The following is a 16,997-nucleotide window of genomic DNA, read 5'->3' as shown; positions in this document are numbered from 1 at the left end:
ACTCGATGAAAGGGGCTTCGTGGCCCCTTTTTTTAATTTGACTTGAAGACTGAATACGGAGAAATCAAATGGCTGTAATTACCGCAAGCATGGTTGCCGAACTGCGCGCAAAAACCGATGCCCCCATGATGGAGTGCAAAAAAGCATTGACTGAAGCCGAAGGCGACATGGCAAAAGCCGAAGAGTTGTTGCGCGTCAAATTGGGCACCAAGGCTGGCAAGGCCGCCTCGCGCGTCACTGCCGAAGGCGTGGTGACCAGTTTCGTGAGTGGCTCCACAGGTGCCATGATCGAAGTCAACTGCGAAACTGACTTCGTGACTAAAAACGACAGCTTCTTGGCTTTGGCCAATGCCGCTGCCAAATTGGTGGCCGAGCACAACCCTGTTGACCTTGCCGCCTTGGGCGCATTGCCTTACAGCCAGGACAGTTTCGGCCCCACCTTGGAAGAAGTTCGCAAAGGTCTGATCGGCAAGATCGGAGAGAATATGAGCTTCCGTCGCTTCAAGCGCGCCGCCGGTGGTGCCAAGATCGCCAATTACCTGCACGGCACCCGCATCGGCGTGTTGGTGGAGTACGAAGGTGACGAAACCGCCGCCAAAGACGTTGCCATGCATGTGGCCGCCATGAAGCCTGTTTCGTTGACCAGCGCCGAAGTGCCTGCCGATTTGATCGAAAAAGAGCGTTCGGTGGCTGCGGCCAAGGCCGCTGAGTCCGGCAAGCCAGCCGACATCGCTACCAAAATGGTTGAAGGCTCTGTCCAGAAGTACCTGAAGGAAGTGTCTTTGTTCAACCAGTCTTTCGTGAAGAACGACAAGCAGACGGTTGAGCAAATGCTCAAGGCCTCAGGCACCACAGTCAAGGCATTCACCTTGTTCGTGGTGGGTGAGGGCATCGAGAAGAAGGTTGACGACTTCGCAGCCGAAGTGGCTGCCCAAGTGGCTGCTGCTCAAGGCGCAGCCTGATTTCACGGGCGCCTTGACCGGCCAACCTATCGTCCACACAGATACAGAAGGAGTTCCTCATGTCCTCTACCAAGCCGGCCTACAAGCGCATTTTGCTCAAGCTGTCCGGTGAGGCCTTGATGGGCGCTGATGCTTTTGGCATCAACCGTGCCACGATCGTGCGCATGGCCGAAGAGATCGCCGAGATCAACCGTCTGGGCGTTCAGGTGGCGGTGGTCATTGGCGGCGGCAACATTTTCCGGGGAGTGGCGGGGGGAGCCGTGGGTATGGACCGCGCCACAGCCGATTACATGGGCATGCTGGCCACCGTCATGAACTCCTTGGCTCTGGCCGATGCGCTGGACAAAGCAGGCTTGACGGCACGCGTCATGTCGGCCATTGGTATTGACCAGGTTGTAGAGCCCTATGTGCGCCCCAAGGCCTTGCAATATCTTGAAGAGGGTAAGGTGGTGGTGTTTGCTGCGGGCACTGGCAATCCTTTCTTCACTACCGACACGGCTGCGGCTTTGCGCGGTGCCGAGATTGGGGCCGAACTGGTGCTCAAGGCAACCAAGGTCGATGGTGTTTATTCGGCCGATCCCAAAAAAGATCCGTCCGCAACACGCTACAGCGAAATCACTTTTGACGAAGCGATTTCACGCAACTTGGGCATCATGGATGCCACCGCCTTTGCTCTTTGCCGAGACCAGGAGCTGCCGATCAAGGTATTCTCGATCATCAAGAACGGTGCCTTGAAACGCGTGGTGTTGGGAGAAGACGAGGGCACACTCGTGCATGTTTGAGGCCTGATTTTTTGAGGAGAACTTCATGACGATTGCTGACATCAAAAAAACAGTTGAAGCCAAAATGGACCAATCCATCGCGGCTTTTAAGAACAATCTGACCAAAATCCGTACCGGCAGAGCCAATCCTGCTTTGCTGGACACTATCCAAGTGGACTATTACGGCTCCATGGTGCCTTTGTCGCAGGTGGCCAATGTCTCCCTGCTCGATTCACGAACCATCAGTGTTCAGCCTTGGGAAAAAGGCATGGGTGCCAAAATTGAAAAAGCCATTCGCGAGAGTGAATTGGGCTTGAATCCAGCGTCCATGGGGGAGTTGATTCGTGTACCCATGCCCCCCATGAGCGAAGATCGTCGCAGGGAAATGACCAAATTGGCTCGCACAGAAGGAGAGAACGCCAAGATTGCCGTGCGCAATCTGCGTCGTGATGCCAACGAATCGGTAAAAAAACTGGTGAAGGAAAAGCTGGCCTCGGAAGACGAGCAAAAGCGCGCCGAAACCGATGTGCAAAAATCAACCGACAAACGGATGCTGGAAATTGACCAGTTGGTGACCGCAAAAGAACAAGAGATCATGGCGGTTTGAGACCTGTCTGCGCCGTGGCATTCCCCACGGTCTGAAGGGTCGCCCACTTGGCGGCCTTTTTTTTGGAGTCTGAATGCTCAAGCAAAGAGTCATCACGGCAGTCGTCTTGCTGGCCATGTTGTTGCCGGCTTTGTTCGCTGCCAATGCTTGGCCATTCATGTTGCTGACGATGGTGTTGATCGGAGCTGGGGCTTGGGAGTGGGGTCGCCTCAACGGCTGCAGTGCTGCGATTTCATGCTTGGGTGGAGTGTGCTGTGTGACAACCTGCCTGCACTTGGTGCAAGCGGGTTGGGTAGCGCAAACCTCCGCTCAGTTTTGGCTTTTGGCCGGCAGTATCTGGGTATTGCTGGGATCCTGGATGTTGCAACGCGGCGTTGCTGGTTGGATTTTGTGGCCGCGTGTGTTGCGTTGGTTGGGGGGCTTGGGCTTGCTGGTGTTGGCCTGGCTGGCTTTGGCCCAAGCACATCAGCGCGGTGTGAATTTCCTTTTGTCTGTTTTGGTTCTGGTCTGGGCTGCTGATATTTTTGCTTATTTTTTTGGCCGAAGTCTGGGTGGCCATTGGTTTCGGTTGAAACTCGCTCCCTCAATCAGCCCGGGGAAAACCTGGGAGGGTGCCATTGGAGGTGCCTTTGGGGTGTTGCTGGTGTCTGTGGCCTGGGTGGAGTTTGACCGCCATCAGGCGATCACTTCACTCAGCTTTTTCGGTCTGATTTGGTCCCAGGGCTGGTATGTGGCCGTGCCCGCAGCGATGTTCATGACGATCATGAGCGTGGTCGGTGATTTGGTCGAGTCCTTGGTCAAGCGCAGCGCGGGCGTGAAAGACAGCTCTGGCTTGTTGCCCGGACACGGTGGTGTGCTCGACCGAGTGGATGCATTACTGCCGACTTTGCCATTGGCCATGATGTTGGTGGCCTGGATTTGAAGAGGAGCCTCCCCGCATGACCCCCATCCAATGCATCACAATTTTGGGATCGACCGGTTCGATCGGTACCAGCACGCTGGATGTGATGAGTCGTCATCCGGAACGGTTCCGGCTGCATGCACTGACAGCATCTAGCCAGGTCGAGTTGATGCTTGCCCAGTGCGCCCGTTTTATGCCAGAGGTGGCGGTAATGGCGCAAGAGACGGCGGGTCGTTTGTTGGCCGAACGCGTGCGAGCCGAGGGTTTGTCTGTGCAAGTACGATGGGGAGTCGCTGCGCTGGACGAGGTGGCCTGCGCGCCAGATGTGGATGCCGTGATGGCAGCAATTGTAGGTGCCGCTGGATTGTCGCCATGCATTGCTGCTGCCCGTGCGGGCAAGCGTTTGCTGCTTGCCAACAAAGAGGCCTTGGTGGTCGGTGGCGATGTATTCATGTCTGCAGTCCGAGAGGGGGGGGGCACCCTCTTGCCCATTGACAGCGAGCATTCTGCGATTTTTCAATCGCTGCCCGATGATCCCACCTCCTGGCAGAGACGGGTGCAAAAAATCATTTTGACGGCATCAGGAGGACCTTTTCGAACTCGCGACCCCATGACCCTGAAACAGGTGACGCCTGAACAAGCCTGCTTACACCCGAACTGGGTTATGGGACGCAAAATTTCGGTCGATTCGGCCACCATGATGAACAAGGCCTTGGAAGTGATAGAGGCTCATTATTTGTTTGGTATGTCACCCGATCAACTCGATGTGGTGATTCACCCGCAAAGCGTGATCCATTCCATGGTGCAGTACCGTGACCATTCTGTGGTGGCTCAGTTGGGCACCCCAGATATGCGTGTGCCGATTGCTTATGGTCTGAGTTGGCCAGAACGTATCGAGTCCGGGGCTGCGGCGCTCGACTTCCAAGCCTTGTCGGCCATGACTTTTGAGGCCATGGATGACCCAGGCCACTTGAGGCGTTTTCCCGGAATTCAGTTGGCGTGGGAGACCTTGCGCGGCACACCTGGAAGTTGTGCTGTTTTGAATGCGGCCAATGAGGTTGCGGTGGACGCCTTCCTGAACAGGCGCATCCGGTTTGATCAAATTCATGACGTCAATCGGTCTACTTTGGACCGCACCTGCTTCGCTGAGCCGGTTAGTCTCGATGGTTTACTGGCTCTGGATGCAAACAGTCGAGCAGAGGCTCGTCAAAGCATTCTGAGATTGCATGGATGAAGCCCTTGCCATCTTTCATGAAACCCAGCGTGCCTGATGTATTATCTTCAGCAGTTTTCAGCTTTTCTGGCTCAGTTGGGACAAGCCTTTGAATCAAGGCATGATTCAGGGCTTTTTTAGACTTGTACCCCAAGGTGGGCAGGTTCTAGTTTGTCGGATTTCACCTTCGTTTTGGAACGTTTGCAACATGATTTTTATGGATAACCGATTTCCCGCCTTGTCTATCGGATTTCGGGCCCTCGCATGCGCCATGTTGAGCTTGCCCGCATTGGCGATTGAGCCATTTACTGTGCGTGACATTCGCGTTGAAGGCCTGCAACGGATAGAGCCAGGAACAGTTTTTGCATCTTTGCCCTTGAGAGTTGGCGACCGCTACACCGTTGATTTGGGCACGAACGCCATCCGTGCCCTTTTTGCTCTTGGCCTTTTCAAGGATGTGCGCCTGGAAACCCAAGGTGATGTGTTGGTGGTGGTGGTGGAAGAGAGACCCTCCATCGCTTTGGTCGAGTTTGTTGGTCTCAAGGAGTTTGATAAAGATGTATTGAGCAAGTCCTTGAGAGACATCGGCCTGTCGGAGGGGCGTCCCTACGACAAGGCGCTTGCTGATAAAGCCGAACAAGAGCTCAAGCGCCAATACATCAGTCGCAGTTTGTATGGTGCAGAAGTGGTCTCGACCACCACTCCTGTGGATCGTAACCGTGTCAATTTGACATTCACCATCACAGAAGGGGGGCCAGCCAAAATCAGCCTGATTGACATCGTGGGTAATCGGTCATTTCCTGACCAAACCTTGCGTGACCAGTTCAATTTGGATACCGGTGGCTGGATGAGTTGGTACACCAAATCTGACCGTTATTCCCGCACCAAACTCAATGCTGACCTGGAAGCCTTGCGTTCTTTTTACTTGTCGCGGGGTTTTTTGGAGTTCCGCATCGATTCGACCCAGGTGGCCATGGCGCCCAACAAACAAGAGATGGCGATCACCATCAACATCACCGAGGGAGAGCGGTTTGTGACTTCTGGCGTGCGTCTTGAGGGCAATTACCTTGAACGAGACAACGAGTTCAAGGCTTTGATAAAGATTGCAGTAGGCAAGCCTTATAACGCCGAAACGGTGGCTGAGACCACCAAGGCATTCACAGAGTACTTTGGCAAATTCGGCTTTGCTTTTGCAAGGGTAGAGGCCAAGCCCGAGATTGATCGACAAAACAACCGGGTTCAATTGGTTTTGTTGGCTGAACCCTCGCGTAGGGCGTATGTGCGTCGAATTCAGGTGGCAGGTAACGACCGAACGCGTGATGAAGTCATAAGGCGTGAATTTCGCCAATTGGAGGCCGCCTGGTATGACGGTGACAAAATTCGCTTGTCTCGTGACCGTGTCGATCGTTTGGGGTATTTCACCAGCGTGAACATTGAAACTTTGGAAGTGCCGGGTGCGCCAGACCAGGTTGACTTGCTGTTCACGGTGACTGAAAAGCCCACAGGCAGTATTTCTTTGGGGGCGGGCTTTTCATCGATTGAAAAAATCGCCTTAAACTTTGGTATCCGTCAGGACAATGCTTTTGGTTCAGGTAACTTTCTTGCTGTGGAAGTGAATACCAGTCGTTTTAACCAAAATCTGGTGATCAGCACGACCAATCCTTATTACACACAAAATGGCATATCCAGGACACTGGACATTTTCCATCGTACGACGCGCCCATTTTTTGGCAACCTCAACTCTTATCGCATCATCAACACGGGGGTCGGTACGCGCTTTGGTGTGCCGGTGACTGAGACGGATACCGTTTTTCTGGGTGTTAACTTTGAACAAACGCAAGTCAAAGAGGGTGTTGGTATCCAAATGCCGAACTTGTTGCGTCCCTACATAGACAAGCAAACGGCTTTGCCTTTAACGGTTGGGTGGGCCAGGGATCGCCGTGACAGTGCTTTGGTTCCCACCCGCGGCGTTCTTCAACGCTTTAATTCTGATCTCAGCATCGCGGGTGACTCGCATTACGCCAGAGCCACTTACCAGTTTCAACAATACATCCCATTGACTAAAAAATACACGCTTGCTTTTAATGGGGATGTGGGTTGGGGTGAAGGTCTGAAAGGCCGGGAGTACCCGCTCTTAAAGAACTTCTATGTCGGGGGATTGGGCAGCGTTCGCGGCTTTGAAAGAAACACATTGGGTCCTCCTCCGTCTCAATCTGGAAACTCCGCTGCCTTTTTCCCAGGAGGGCCAAAGAAACTGGTTTTCAATGCAGAGTTCATCACACCCTTTCCTGGCGCAGGCAACGACAAAACCTTGCGTTTGTTCGGCTTTACCGATGCTGGCCGGGCCTTTGGGGCCAATGAATCCGTGTCCCTGGATCAATTGCGGGTCTCTGCTGGCATAGGCCTGAGTTGGATCTCTCCCATGGGGCCTTTGCGATTCTCGTATGCAACGCCCATCGTGAAACAGACTGGCGATAGAATTCAGCCACTTCAATTCCAAATCGGAACTTCCTTCTAATGAATATGATCCAACGAAAACTCGCTTTGGGCAGCCTCATGGCTGCATCTTTGTTCACTCTGCAGGTACAGGCCCAGGAAATCAAATTGGGTTTTGTCAATACCGAGCGTATTTTCCGTGAGGCTACTACCGCCAAGCAAGCGCAGGCCAAACTAGAGCAGGAGTTTTCTCGCCGTGAAAAAGAGATCGTTGAAAATGGCAATGCCCTCAAGCTGGCTTCGGAACGGTTTGAGCGTGAAGGGCCTACCTTGGCAGAGTCGCAGCGAACGGCACGCCAAAAGCAACTCATTGAACAGGATCGTGAGTTTCAGCGAAAGCGCCGAGAGTTCCAAGAAGACCTGAATGCGAGAAAAAACGAAGAGCAGCAAATCGTGGTGGAACGTGCCAACCGTGCGGTCAAGCAGGTGGCAGAGTCTGAAAAATACGATGTGATTTTCCAGGAAGCGGTCTATATCCATCCCAAGCATGACATCACTGACAAGGTCATCAGGGCGCTCAACGCCTCGGTCGGCAAATAACGCTTTTTCTCTGGCTTTTTGTCGTGGGTTTGACCCTTTCGACCATTGTTGAGCACTTGGGTGGGCGACTTTTGGGAGCGCCTGAAATGGAAATCGCTGGTTTGGCCCCATTGCATTCTGCAGGCCCAGATCACATCAGTTTTCTTAGCCATCCCAAATACCAGAGTCAGCTGTCCAGCAGTGGTGCAGGATGTGTTGTCGTTTCTCCGGCATTTGAGCATTCTGCTCGTCAGGGGTGCGCAATCATCGTCACCGATGATCCCTATCTTTATTTCGCCCGATTGACCCGCTTGTGGAAACAGACCCGGGAAACCGACCAAGTTCTTCGCATACATCCCTCGGCTGTCATTGACCCGCAAGCCCAAGTGGCTGACGATGCGGTGATCGGTCCCTTGTGTGTGGTCGAGCGGGGGGCACTTATTGGGCCGGGCACAGTCCTCAAATCGCGTGTCACCCTTTCGGAAGGGTGCTCCGTCGGGGCCCGGTGCATTTTGCATTCGGGTGTCGTGGTGGGGGCCGATGGTTTTGGCTTCGCATTGCATCAGGGGGCTTGGGAAAAAATTGAACAACTGGGGTCAGTTCGCATTGGCGACGATGTGGAAATCGGGGCCAACACCTGCATCGACCGGGGCGCTCTGGACGACACTGTGATTGAAAATGGGGTCAAGCTCGACAACCTGATCCAGATTGGCCACAACGTGCACATCGGTGCCCACACGGCCATGGCGGGCTGTGTGGGGGTGGCGGGCAGTGCGCGCATCGGCGCGCATTGCACCGTGGGGGGCGGGGCGGTGGTGCTGGGGCATTTGACCTTGGTCGACCATGTGCATATTTCTGCAGCCTCTGTGGTGACCCGATCCATATTGCAGCCGGGGCAATACACCGGCATGTTCCCTCTTGATAGCAATGCCAACTGGGAAAAGAACGCCGCCAGCCTCAAACAACTTTCCCGCTTGCGTGAACGCATCAAGGCGCTGGAGAGCGAGATTCAAAATAACAAGGAAACATGACCATGATGGACATCCACAAAATTCTCAAGCAGTTGCCGCACCGCTATCCCATCTTGTTGGTCGACCGCGTGCTGGAACTGGAAAAAGGCGTGCGCATCAAGGCGCTGAAAAACGTGTCCATCAATGAGCCCCATTTTCAGGGGCACTTTCCGCATCGTCCAGTGATGCCGGGTGTATTAATGCTTGAGGCATTGGCCCAGGCCGCTGCCTTGTTGGCTTTCGACACCCTGGGTGAGACGCCCGATGAACAAACAGTCTATTACTTTGCAGGCATTGATGGTGCGCGATTCAAGCGCCCGGTGGAGCCAGGCGACCAGTTGATTCTGGATGTGGAGCTTGACCGCATGAAGGCTGGTATTTTCAAGTTCAAGGCCCGTGCGAAGGTGGGCGACGAGATCGCGGCTGAGGCCGAGTTGATGTGTACCATGCGGAAAATTCCGCAGGCTTGAGCGCCATGAGCAAGATCCACCCAACGGCCATCATCAGCCCGAGGGCCGAACTTGACAGTTCGGTGTCCGTCGGGCCCTACACCGTGATTGGGCCCCATGTGTCCATCGGCGCGGGCACCACGGTGGCCAGCCACTGCGTGATCGAAGGTCACACCACGATCGGCCGCGACAATCGAATCTTTCAGTTCAACTCCTTGGGTGCTGTGCCCCAGGACAAGAAGTACAACAACGAGCCTTGCGAATTGCACATTGGTGACCGCAACACGATCCGTGAGTTTTGTACCTTCAACATTGGCTCGCCTGGCGACCGGGCCGTGACCTCGGTGGGCCACGACAACTGGATCATGGCTTATGTGCATTTGGCGCACGATTGCCAAGTGGGCAGCAACACGATCTTTGCCAACAACACACAACTGGCCGGCCATGTGGTGGTCGAGGATTGGGTGATTCTGGGCGGCTTTACCGTGGTGCACCAGTTTTGCCGCATTGGGGCACACAGTTTCACGGCCATGAACTCTTTGCTGTTTGCCGACCTGCCGCCTTTCGTGATGGCACAAGGCCAGCCAGCCCAAGCTCGATCGATGAACTTTGAAGGCTTGCGTCGGCGCGGGTTCTCGGCCGAACGCATCAGCGCCGTCAAGGCCATGCACAAAGCGCTTTACCGTGACGGCTTGTCGCTTAGTGATGCCATGGCCCGCATTGCTGCTTTGGCTCTGGACAAGCCCGAGACCCTGCCTGATGTAGACATGATGCTGGGCTTTTTACAAACCGCTTCACCCCAGCGTGGAATCGTGCGTTGACACAGCCCGCGCACACTCTCATGCCCAAAGCCCCTGCGGGGGCTTTGTCCTTTGCCATGGTGGCTGGAGAGGCCTCGGGTGATTTGCTGGCGGGCTTGCTGATTCAGGGCTTGCACGGGCGCTGGCCGCAGGCGCGTGGTATGGGCATTGGCGGGCCACGGATGCAGGCCCAAGGTTTTGAAGCATGGTGGCCGCACGACAAACTGGCGGTGCGCGGTTATGTCGAGGTGTTGCGCCATTACCGGAGCATCGTGGCCATTCGAGATCAGTTGCGCCAGCGTTTATTGGCCCAGCCGCCTGATGTGTTCATTGGTGTGGACGCCCCTGACTTCAATCTGGACCTCGAATCCAAGCTCAAGGCTGCAGGTGTTCCCACGATGCATTTTGTGTGTCCATCGATTTGGGCCTGGCGGCCTGAGCGCATCGAGAAGATCCGGTTCAGCGTGGACCACATGCTGTGCATTTTCCCCTTTGAGCCTGCGCTTTTGGCCCAGGCCGGGGTGCAGGCCACTTACGTCGGTCACCCCTTGGCGCAAACCATTCCCATGCACCCGGATCGCTTGTCGGCCCGTCAATCCCTGGGCCTGGATGCGCAAAGGCCCGTGGTGGCGGTTTTGCCGGGCAGCAGGCAATCCGAAATCGAGCACCTGACACCCCGCTTTGTACAAGCCGCACAAATCATGCAGCGACAAAACTCGTCCTTCCAATTTATTTTGCCAGCCATTCCCAGCTTGCAGCCGCGCATTCAGGCGCTGGTCGATGGGCAAGGCGGTGTGCCTGGTTTGCAGGTGCTCCACGGCCAGTCGCATGCCGCGCTGGCCGCGTGTGATGTGACCTTGATCGCCAGTGGCACGGCCACGCTGGAGGCGGCCTTGTTCAAGCGCCCCATGGTCATTGGTTACCACATGAACTGGCTCAGCTGGCAGATCATGAAGCGCCAGCAGCTTCAGCCCTGGGTGGGTTTGCCCAATATCCTGAGCGAGGACTTTGTAGTGCCCGAGTTTTTGCAGGACCGCTGCACGCCCGAGGCCTTGGCCCAGGCTTGTCTGTCCTGGTTGTCCGCCCCTGACCGGGTGGACGCCTTGCAGTCCCGTTTTCAACAATTGCACCTGGCTTTGCAGCGTGACACAGCCCAGATCTCGACCCATGCCCTCGAAAAAGTCCTCTCGCGCTGAGCAAACTGCCTTGCTTTTCCACGTCTCTGGCTTGATGGCGGGTGTAGACGAGGCTGGACGCGGACCACTGGCGGGCCCGGTGGTCGCCGCCGCTGTGATCCTCGACGATTTGAACCCGATTCGCGGTCTGAACGACTCCAAAAAACTCACGGCCAAGCGCCGCGAGGCCTTATTTGACGAGATACGGGCGCGTGCCTTGTGCTGCGCCATTGCCGAGGCGTCGGTGCAAGAAATTGACCAACTCAACATCCTTCAAGCCACCTTACTGGCCATGAAGCGGGCCGTGGAGCGCTTGCGACTGATGCCCAAACTGGTGCTGGTGGATGGCAACCGTTTGCCCTTGCTGCCCATGCAGGCCGAAGCCATTGTCAAAGGCGATGCGTTTGTGCCGGCCATCTCTGCGGCTTCCATTTTGGCCAAGGTGCACCGTGACCGTTTGTGTCAAACCATGCACCAGCAGTACCCCTTGTATGGGTTTGATCAACACAAGGGCTATGGCACAGCGCAGCATCTGGCCGCTTTGCAAGCGCATGGTCCGGCGGACTGTCACCGCATGACATTTGCCCCGGTGGCCAGGAGTGTGCGATGAAACCGATCAGCTCGCGGGACAACCCGCAGCTCAAAGCCTGGCGGCGTTTGGCCCAAGACAGCACGGCTTACCGCAAGGCGGGGCAGTTCTGGCTAGAAGGCGATCACCTGTGCCGCGCTGCGCTGGAGCGCGGCGTGCGGCCGATGCAGGTGGTTCTGACCGAGTCGTTTCAAGCCGAGCAAGGCGAACAATGGCTGGGGCTGGCCGATCAGGTGTCTGTGGTGCCCGATGCCTTGTTTGCCGGTCTCAGTGGCCTGGAGTCACCTGGCCGCATGGGTTTTGTGGTGGCATGGCAAGCCGCCCATGAGGTGCTGCCAGATGCACCCACGGTGGTGCTCGACCGATTGCAGGATGCGGGCAATGTGGGGGCCATCTTGCGCTGTGCCTCGGCTTTCGGTTACCGCCAGGTGCTGGCCATCAAGGGTGCGGCGGCCTTGTGGTCGCCCAAGGTGCTGCGCTCGGGCATGGGGGCGCATTTTGGCCTGCATCTGGTCGAAGCGCTCAGCGAGTCCGATGTGGCGATTTTGCGGTTGCCTTTGTTGACAACCAGCTCGCACGAGGGGCCGTTTTTGCACGCCTTGCTGCAAGCGGGTGACTTGCCCCAAAAGTGTGCCTGGGTCTTTGGGCATGAAGGGCAGGGCGTCAGCGCCAGCCTGATGGCCATGGCCCGGCACCAGGTGCGCATTGCCCAGCCGGGCGGTGAAGAATCGCTCAATGTGGCCACGGCGGCGGCCATTTGCCTGCACGCCAGCGCTACAGCAGGTCCCTGAGCCTATTTTTGGTTGAGCCGCAGAGTCAGGGCGCGTGATTTGTCAGGGTTTTCAACTAGTCCTCAGCTATAATGAGAGGCTTTCCCGCTTCAACCTGTACGCCACAGTCCATCCCAGGCCCAATCCTCGAACAAGCAGCCAAAAAGAGATCCCATCTCTGGTGAGTGCTGAGGCGTACCCGAACTATTCCGGAGAACCCAGTGCTTTTGTCTCTTCAGGGAACTTTCCCGCCCGCCATCTTGGCGCTCGCAGACGGCACGGTCTTTATCGGCAACTCGATCGGAGCCACCGGCTCCACCGTCGGCGAAGTGGTGTTCAACACCTCGCTCACCGGCTACCAGGAAATCCTCACCGACCCCAGCTATTGCCAGCAGATCGTCACTTTGACGTACCCGCACATCGGCAATTACGGCGTCAACGTGGAAGACATCGAAGCCGACCAAGTCCATGCCGCTGGCTTGATCATCAAAGACTTGCCTTTGATCGCGAGCAACTTTCGCTCCAGCCAAACCTTGTCGTCCTATTTGGCCGATGCAGGCACCGTGGCGATTGCCAACATCGACACCCGCCAGCTGACCCGCATCTTGCGCACCAAGGGTGCCCAAAACGGTGCCATCGTAGGTTTAGCCAAAGGACAGGAAGTCACACAGGCTGTGATCGACCACGCCGTGGCAGCAGCTAAAGGGGCGCCCAACATGGCCGGCCTCGATCTGGCACAAAAAGTCACTGTGTCCAATTCATACGAATGGAAGCAAACTGAGTGGACTTTGGGTGAAGGCTACGGCGACTTGACTGCGCCCAAGTTTCATGTGGTGGCGTACGACTTTGGCGTGAAGAAAAACATCTTGCGCATGCTGGCTGAGCGCGGCTGCAAAGTCACCGTGCTGCCTGCCAAGACCCCTGCCGCAGAAGTCCTCAAGCACAAGCCCGATGGCATCTTCTTGTCCAACGGCCCAGGCGATCCTCAGCCTTGCGATTACGCGATTGCAGCGACTGCCGAGTTGATCGAAACCGGCATCCCCACATTCGGCATTTGCCTGGGTCACCAAATCATGGCTTTGGCCAGTGGTGCCAAGACGTTCAAGATGAAGTTTGGCCACCACGGTGCCAATCACCCCGTGAAAGACCTCGACTCAGGCCGCGTGTCCATCACCAGCCAGAACCATGGTTTTGCGGTGGATGAAAAAACCTTGCCCGCCAATTTGCGCGCCACCCATGTGTCGCTGTTTGACGGCACCTTGCAGGGCTTGGCCCGCACTGACAAGCCCGCGTTCTGTTTTCAGGGGCACCCTGAAGCATCGCCCGGCCCTCACGACATTGCTTACCTCTTTGACCGCTTCATCAATCTGATGGAGACAAAATAATGCCTAAGCGCACCGACCTAAAAAGTATCCTCATCATTGGCGCGGGCCCGATCATCATTGGTCAGGCTTGTGAGTTCGACTACTCCGGCGTGCAGGCCTGCAAAGCCTTGCGCGAAGAGGGTTACAAAGTCATCCTGATCAACAGCAACCCCGCGACGATCATGACCGACCCGGCCACGGCCGACGTGACCTACATCGAGCCCATCACCTGGCAAACCGTTGAGAAGATCATCGCCAAAGAGCGCCCTGATGCCATCTTGCCCACCATGGGTGGCCAGACCGCGCTGAACTGCGCTTTGGACTTGTGGCACAACGGCGTGCTTGAAAAGTACAAGGTCGAGTTGATCGGCGCGACACCCGAAGCCATTGACAAAGCCGAAGACCGCCTGAAGTTCAAAGACGCCATGACCAAAATCGGTCTGGGTTCCGCGCGCTCGGGCATCGCCCACAGCATGGAAGAGGCGTGGGACGTGCAAAAGACTTTGGGCTTCCCAACCGTCATTCGCCCCAGTTTCACGCTGGGCGGCACGGGCGGCGGTATTGCCTATAACCCCGAAGAGTTCGAAACCATTTGCAAACGCGGTCTGGAGGCTTCGCCCACCACCGAGTTGTTGATTGAAGAGTCTTTGCTCGGCTGGAAAGAGTACGAAATGGAAGTGGTGCGCGACAAGGCGGACAACTGCATCATTGTTTGCTCGATCGAAAACCTGGACCCCATGGGCGTGCACACAGGGGACTCGATCACCGTTGCCCCTGCACAAACCTTGACCGACAAGGAATACCAAATCTTGCGCAACGCCTCTTTGGCTGTGCTGCGCGAGATCGGTGTGGACACCGGTGGCTCGAACGTTCAGTTTTCGATCAACCCCCAAGACGGCCGTATGGTTGTCATCGAGATGAACCCCCGTGTGTCGCGTTCATCAGCTTTGGCTTCCAAAGCCACGGGTTTCCCGATCGCCAAAGTGGCGGCCAAATTGGCTGTGGGCTACACGCTCGACGAGTTGCGCAACGACATCACGGGCGGCGCCACGCCTGCATCGTTCGAGCCCTCGATCGACTATGTGGTCACCAAGATCCCGCGTTTTGCCTTTGAGAAATTCCCCACCGCCGACAGCCGTTTGACCACTCAGATGAAATCGGTGGGCGAGGTGATGGCCATGGGCCGCACCTTCCAGGAGTCCTTCCAGAAAGCCCTGCGTGGTCTGGAAGTGGGGGTGGATGGCATGAACGAAAAAACCCAAGACCGCGAAGTGCTCGAAAAAGAACTGGGCGAGCCTGGTCCTGAGCGCATCTGGTACGTGGGCGATGCGTTTGCCATGGGCCTGAGCGTGGACCAGGTGTTTGCCTTGACCAAGATCGACCCTTGGTTCTTGGTGCAGATTGAAGAGATCGTCAAGATCGAACTGGAGCTTGAAACCACCACGCTGGAAGCGATCACCGCCGACGAACTGCGTGCGCTCAAGAAAAAGGGCTTCTCCGACCGCCGCTTGGCCAAGTTGCTCAAGACCACAGAGCATGTGGTGCGCGAGCGTCGCCATGCCTTGAACATTCGTCCCGTTTACAAACGCGTGGACACCTGCGCTGCAGAGTTCTCCACCGACACCGCCTACATGTACTCTTGCTACGAAGGCAATGGAGATGGCGAGTGCGAAGCCGAACCCACGACCAACAAGAAGATCATGGTGCTGGGTGGCGGCCCCAACCGCATTGGCCAGGGCATTGAGTTTGACTACTGCTGCGTGCATGCTGCACTCGCCATGCGCGAAGACGGTTACGAAACCATCATGGTCAACTGCAACCCAGAGACCGTGTCGACCGATTACGACACCTCGGACCGCTTGTACTTCGAACCCGTCACTTTGGAAGACGTTCTCGAAATCGTCGACAAAGAAAAGCCCACTGGCGTGATCGTGCAATATGGCGGTCAAACGCCTTTGAAGCTGGCACTTGATTTGGAAGCCGCCGGCGTGCCCATCATCGGCACCAGCCCCGACATGATCGACGCGGCCGAAGACCGTGAGCGTTTTCAAAAATTGCTGCAAGAACTCGGTCTGCGCCAGCCCCCTAACGCCACAGCGCGCACCGAGCCTGAAGCGCTGGAAAAAGCCGCAGCCTTGGGTTACCCCTTGGTGGTGCGCCCCAGCTATGTGTTGGGTGGCCGCGCCATGGAAATCGTGCACGAGCAGCGTGACCTCGAGCGCTACATGCGTGAAGCGGTCAAGGTGTCGCACGATTCGCCCGTGCTGCTGGACCGCTTCTTGAATGATGCGATCGAATGCGATGTGGATTGCCTGCGCGACCCCGAGGGCAAGACCTTCATCGGTGGCGTGATGGAGCACATCGAACAAGCGGGCGTGCACAGCGGTGACTCGGCTTGCTCCTTGCCGCCTTATTCGCTGTCGCCTGCCACGGTGGACGAGCTCAAGCGCCAATCGGCTGCGATGGCGGCTGCTTTGAATGTGGTCGGCTTGATGAACGTGCAGTTCGCCATCCAGCATGTGGACGGCCAAGACGTGATCTACGTGCTGGAAGTCAACCCCCGTGCTTCGCGCACCGTGCCTTATGTCTCCAAAGCCACGGGCATTCAGCTGGCCAAGGTGGCTGCGCGTTGCATGGTGGGTCAAACACTCGCCTCGCAAGGCATCACCAAAGAAGTCACGCCACCGTATTTCAGCGTGAAAGAAGCGGTGTTCCCGTTTGTGAAGTTTCCTGGCGTGGACACGATTCTTGGCCCCGAAATGAAGTCCACAGGTGAAGTGATGGGCGTAGGCAAGACCTTTGGTGAAGCTTTTGTGAAGAGCCAGTTGGGTGCGGGCACCAAGCTGCCGCGTCCCACGAAAGCTGATGGCACGCCATCGGGAAAAGTCTTTATTTCGGTTAAAAACAATGACAAGTCGCGTGCCATCGAAGTGGCGCGTCAGTTGGTGGCCCAGGGCTTTGAGCTGGTGGCCACCAAGGGCACGGCTGCCTCCATTCAGGCCGCTGGCGTGTCCTGCGCCACGGTGAACAAAGTGACCGAAGGTCGCCCCCACATTGTGGACATGATCAAGAACAACGAAGTGGTGCTGGTCATCAACACCGTGGAAGAGCGCCGCAATGCGATCGCTGATTCGCGCAACATTCGCACCTCGGCCTTGCTCAACCGTGTCACGACCTTCACAACCATCGCAGGCGCAGAAGCGGCAGTAGAGGGTATGAAGTACCTGGACCAGTTGGAGGTCATATCCATTCAGAAAATGCTGGCTCAGCTGAGTGCTTGATGACCCGACCCAAGGCCCTGGCTTTGGGGTGTGGCTGCAAGGCATAATGCAAATATTGACCGCCGAGTCTCAACGCTCGGCGGTTTGCTTTTGGAGAACC

Annotated in this window: 15 protein-coding genes; all 15 read left to right on the top strand. The window is 56.4% G+C overall.

Going from position 1 to position 16,997, the window contains the following annotated elements:
* Nucleotides 1–68 precede the first annotated feature (68 nt).
* The 15 genes from tsf (at nucleotide 69) to carB (ending at nucleotide 16,897) form a co-directional block, all read left to right on the top strand.
* Nucleotides 69–962, top strand: a complete 894-nt coding sequence (gene tsf / locus HEQ17_RS06705; RefSeq protein ID WP_296292017.1) for a translation elongation factor Ts — start codon at nucleotides 69–71, stop codon at nucleotides 960–962.
* 59 nt (nucleotides 963–1,021) lie between these two features.
* Nucleotides 1,022–1,744 (top strand): UMP kinase, encoded by a 723-nt coding sequence (gene pyrH, locus HEQ17_RS06700; protein ID WP_296292016.1) that lies wholly within the window; start codon nucleotides 1,022–1,024, stop codon nucleotides 1,742–1,744.
* 25 nt (nucleotides 1,745–1,769) lie between these two features.
* Complete coding sequence (gene frr / locus HEQ17_RS06695; RefSeq protein ID WP_296292015.1) at nucleotides 1,770–2,330, top strand: ribosome recycling factor; 561 nt, start codon at nucleotides 1,770–1,772, stop codon at nucleotides 2,328–2,330.
* A 73-nt stretch (nucleotides 2,331–2,403) separates the two neighbouring features.
* Entirely contained in the window at nucleotides 2,404–3,252 is an 849-nt protein-coding gene (locus HEQ17_RS06690; RefSeq protein ID WP_296292014.1) for a CDP-archaeol synthase, read from the top strand.
* A gap of 16 nt (nucleotides 3,253–3,268) precedes the next feature.
* Entirely contained in the window at nucleotides 3,269–4,465 is a 1,197-nt protein-coding gene (locus HEQ17_RS06685) for a 1-deoxy-D-xylulose-5-phosphate reductoisomerase (RefSeq protein WP_296292013.1), read from the top strand.
* A 196-nt stretch (nucleotides 4,466–4,661) separates the two neighbouring features.
* On the top strand, nucleotides 4,662–6,962 hold the full coding sequence (bamA, locus tag HEQ17_RS06680; RefSeq protein ID WP_296293692.1) for an outer membrane protein assembly factor BamA: 2,301 nt from the start codon (nucleotides 4,662–4,664) through the stop codon (nucleotides 6,960–6,962).
* Between the two features lie 38 nt (nucleotides 6,963–7,000).
* Complete coding sequence (locus tag HEQ17_RS06675; protein WP_296292012.1) at nucleotides 7,001–7,480, top strand: OmpH family outer membrane protein; 480 nt, start codon at nucleotides 7,001–7,003, stop codon at nucleotides 7,478–7,480.
* Nucleotides 7,481–7,503: 23 nt separating this feature from the next.
* Nucleotides 7,504–8,490, top strand: a complete 987-nt coding sequence (gene lpxD, locus HEQ17_RS06670) for a UDP-3-O-(3-hydroxymyristoyl)glucosamine N-acyltransferase (protein ID WP_296292011.1) — start codon at nucleotides 7,504–7,506, stop codon at nucleotides 8,488–8,490.
* 2 nt (nucleotides 8,491–8,492) lie between these two features.
* Entirely contained in the window at nucleotides 8,493–8,939 is a 447-nt protein-coding gene (gene fabZ / locus HEQ17_RS06665) for a 3-hydroxyacyl-ACP dehydratase FabZ (RefSeq protein ID WP_296292010.1), read from the top strand.
* 5 nt (nucleotides 8,940–8,944) lie between these two features.
* On the top strand, nucleotides 8,945–9,739 hold the full coding sequence (gene lpxA / locus HEQ17_RS06660) for an acyl-ACP--UDP-N-acetylglucosamine O-acyltransferase (RefSeq protein WP_296292009.1): 795 nt from the start codon (nucleotides 8,945–8,947) through the stop codon (nucleotides 9,737–9,739).
* Between the two features lie 20 nt (nucleotides 9,740–9,759).
* Nucleotides 9,760–10,914 (top strand): lipid-A-disaccharide synthase, encoded by a 1,155-nt coding sequence (lpxB, locus tag HEQ17_RS06655; RefSeq protein ID WP_296292008.1) that lies wholly within the window; start codon nucleotides 9,760–9,762, stop codon nucleotides 10,912–10,914.
* The gene (gene rnhB / locus HEQ17_RS06650; RefSeq protein WP_296292007.1) at nucleotides 10,886–11,503 is read left to right on the top strand and encodes a ribonuclease HII; all 618 of its coding nucleotides are present in this window, start codon (nucleotides 10,886–10,888) and stop codon (nucleotides 11,501–11,503) included. The genes lpxB and rnhB overlap by 29 nt, the downstream gene beginning before the upstream one ends.
* The gene (locus HEQ17_RS06645; protein WP_296292006.1) at nucleotides 11,500–12,273 is read left to right on the top strand and encodes an RNA methyltransferase; all 774 of its coding nucleotides are present in this window, start codon (nucleotides 11,500–11,502) and stop codon (nucleotides 12,271–12,273) included. The genes rnhB and HEQ17_RS06645 overlap by 4 nt, the downstream gene beginning before the upstream one ends.
* A gap of 200 nt (nucleotides 12,274–12,473) precedes the next feature.
* Nucleotides 12,474–13,637, top strand: coding sequence for a glutamine-hydrolyzing carbamoyl-phosphate synthase small subunit (carA, locus tag HEQ17_RS06640; RefSeq protein ID WP_296292005.1), 1,164 nt, complete (start codon nucleotides 12,474–12,476; stop codon nucleotides 13,635–13,637).
* Nucleotides 13,637–16,897, top strand: coding sequence for a carbamoyl-phosphate synthase large subunit (gene carB, locus HEQ17_RS06635; RefSeq protein ID WP_296292004.1), 3,261 nt, complete (start codon nucleotides 13,637–13,639; stop codon nucleotides 16,895–16,897). The genes carA and carB overlap by 1 nt, the downstream gene beginning before the upstream one ends.
* The last annotated feature ends 100 nt before the right edge of the window (nucleotides 16,898–16,997 follow it).

Source organism: Limnohabitans sp., assembly GCF_023910625.1.
In the GTDB taxonomy this organism is placed as follows: domain Bacteria; phylum Pseudomonadota; class Gammaproteobacteria; order Burkholderiales; family Burkholderiaceae_C; genus Limnohabitans_A.
The sequence above is the reverse complement of the archived record's forward strand: the minus strand, read 5'-3'. Positions and strand labels throughout refer to the sequence as shown.

What these genes read in the sequence shown, in the direction of transcription:
- bamA (WP_296293692.1), top strand. Translation starts at nt 4,662, where the DNA reads ATGGATAACCGATTTCCCGCCTTGTCTATCGGATTTCGGGCCCTCGCA.
- carB (WP_296292004.1), top strand. Translation starts at nt 13,637, where the DNA reads ATGCCTAAGCGCACCGACCTAAAAAGTATCCTCATCATTGGCGCGGGC.
- HEQ17_RS06690 (WP_296292014.1), top strand. Translation starts at nt 2,404, where the DNA reads ATGCTCAAGCAAAGAGTCATCACGGCAGTCGTCTTGCTGGCCATGTTG.
- HEQ17_RS06675 (WP_296292012.1), top strand. Translation starts at nt 7,001, where the DNA reads ATGGCTGCATCTTTGTTCACTCTGCAGGTACAGGCCCAGGAAATCAAA.
- HEQ17_RS06645 (WP_296292006.1), top strand. Translation starts at nt 11,500, where the DNA reads ATGAAACCGATCAGCTCGCGGGACAACCCGCAGCTCAAAGCCTGGCGG.
- pyrH (WP_296292016.1), top strand. Translation starts at nt 1,022, where the DNA reads ATGTCCTCTACCAAGCCGGCCTACAAGCGCATTTTGCTCAAGCTGTCC.
- tsf (WP_296292017.1), top strand. Translation starts at nt 69, where the DNA reads ATGGCTGTAATTACCGCAAGCATGGTTGCCGAACTGCGCGCAAAAACC.
- HEQ17_RS06685 (WP_296292013.1), top strand. Translation starts at nt 3,269, where the DNA reads ATGACCCCCATCCAATGCATCACAATTTTGGGATCGACCGGTTCGATC.
- frr (WP_296292015.1), top strand. Translation starts at nt 1,770, where the DNA reads ATGACGATTGCTGACATCAAAAAAACAGTTGAAGCCAAAATGGACCAA.
- lpxA (WP_296292009.1), top strand. Translation starts at nt 8,945, where the DNA reads ATGAGCAAGATCCACCCAACGGCCATCATCAGCCCGAGGGCCGAACTT.
- fabZ (WP_296292010.1), top strand. Translation starts at nt 8,493, where the DNA reads ATGATGGACATCCACAAAATTCTCAAGCAGTTGCCGCACCGCTATCCC.
- rnhB (WP_296292007.1), top strand. Translation starts at nt 10,886, where the DNA reads ATGCCCTCGAAAAAGTCCTCTCGCGCTGAGCAAACTGCCTTGCTTTTC.
- lpxB (WP_296292008.1), top strand. Translation starts at nt 9,760, where the DNA reads ATGCCCAAAGCCCCTGCGGGGGCTTTGTCCTTTGCCATGGTGGCTGGA.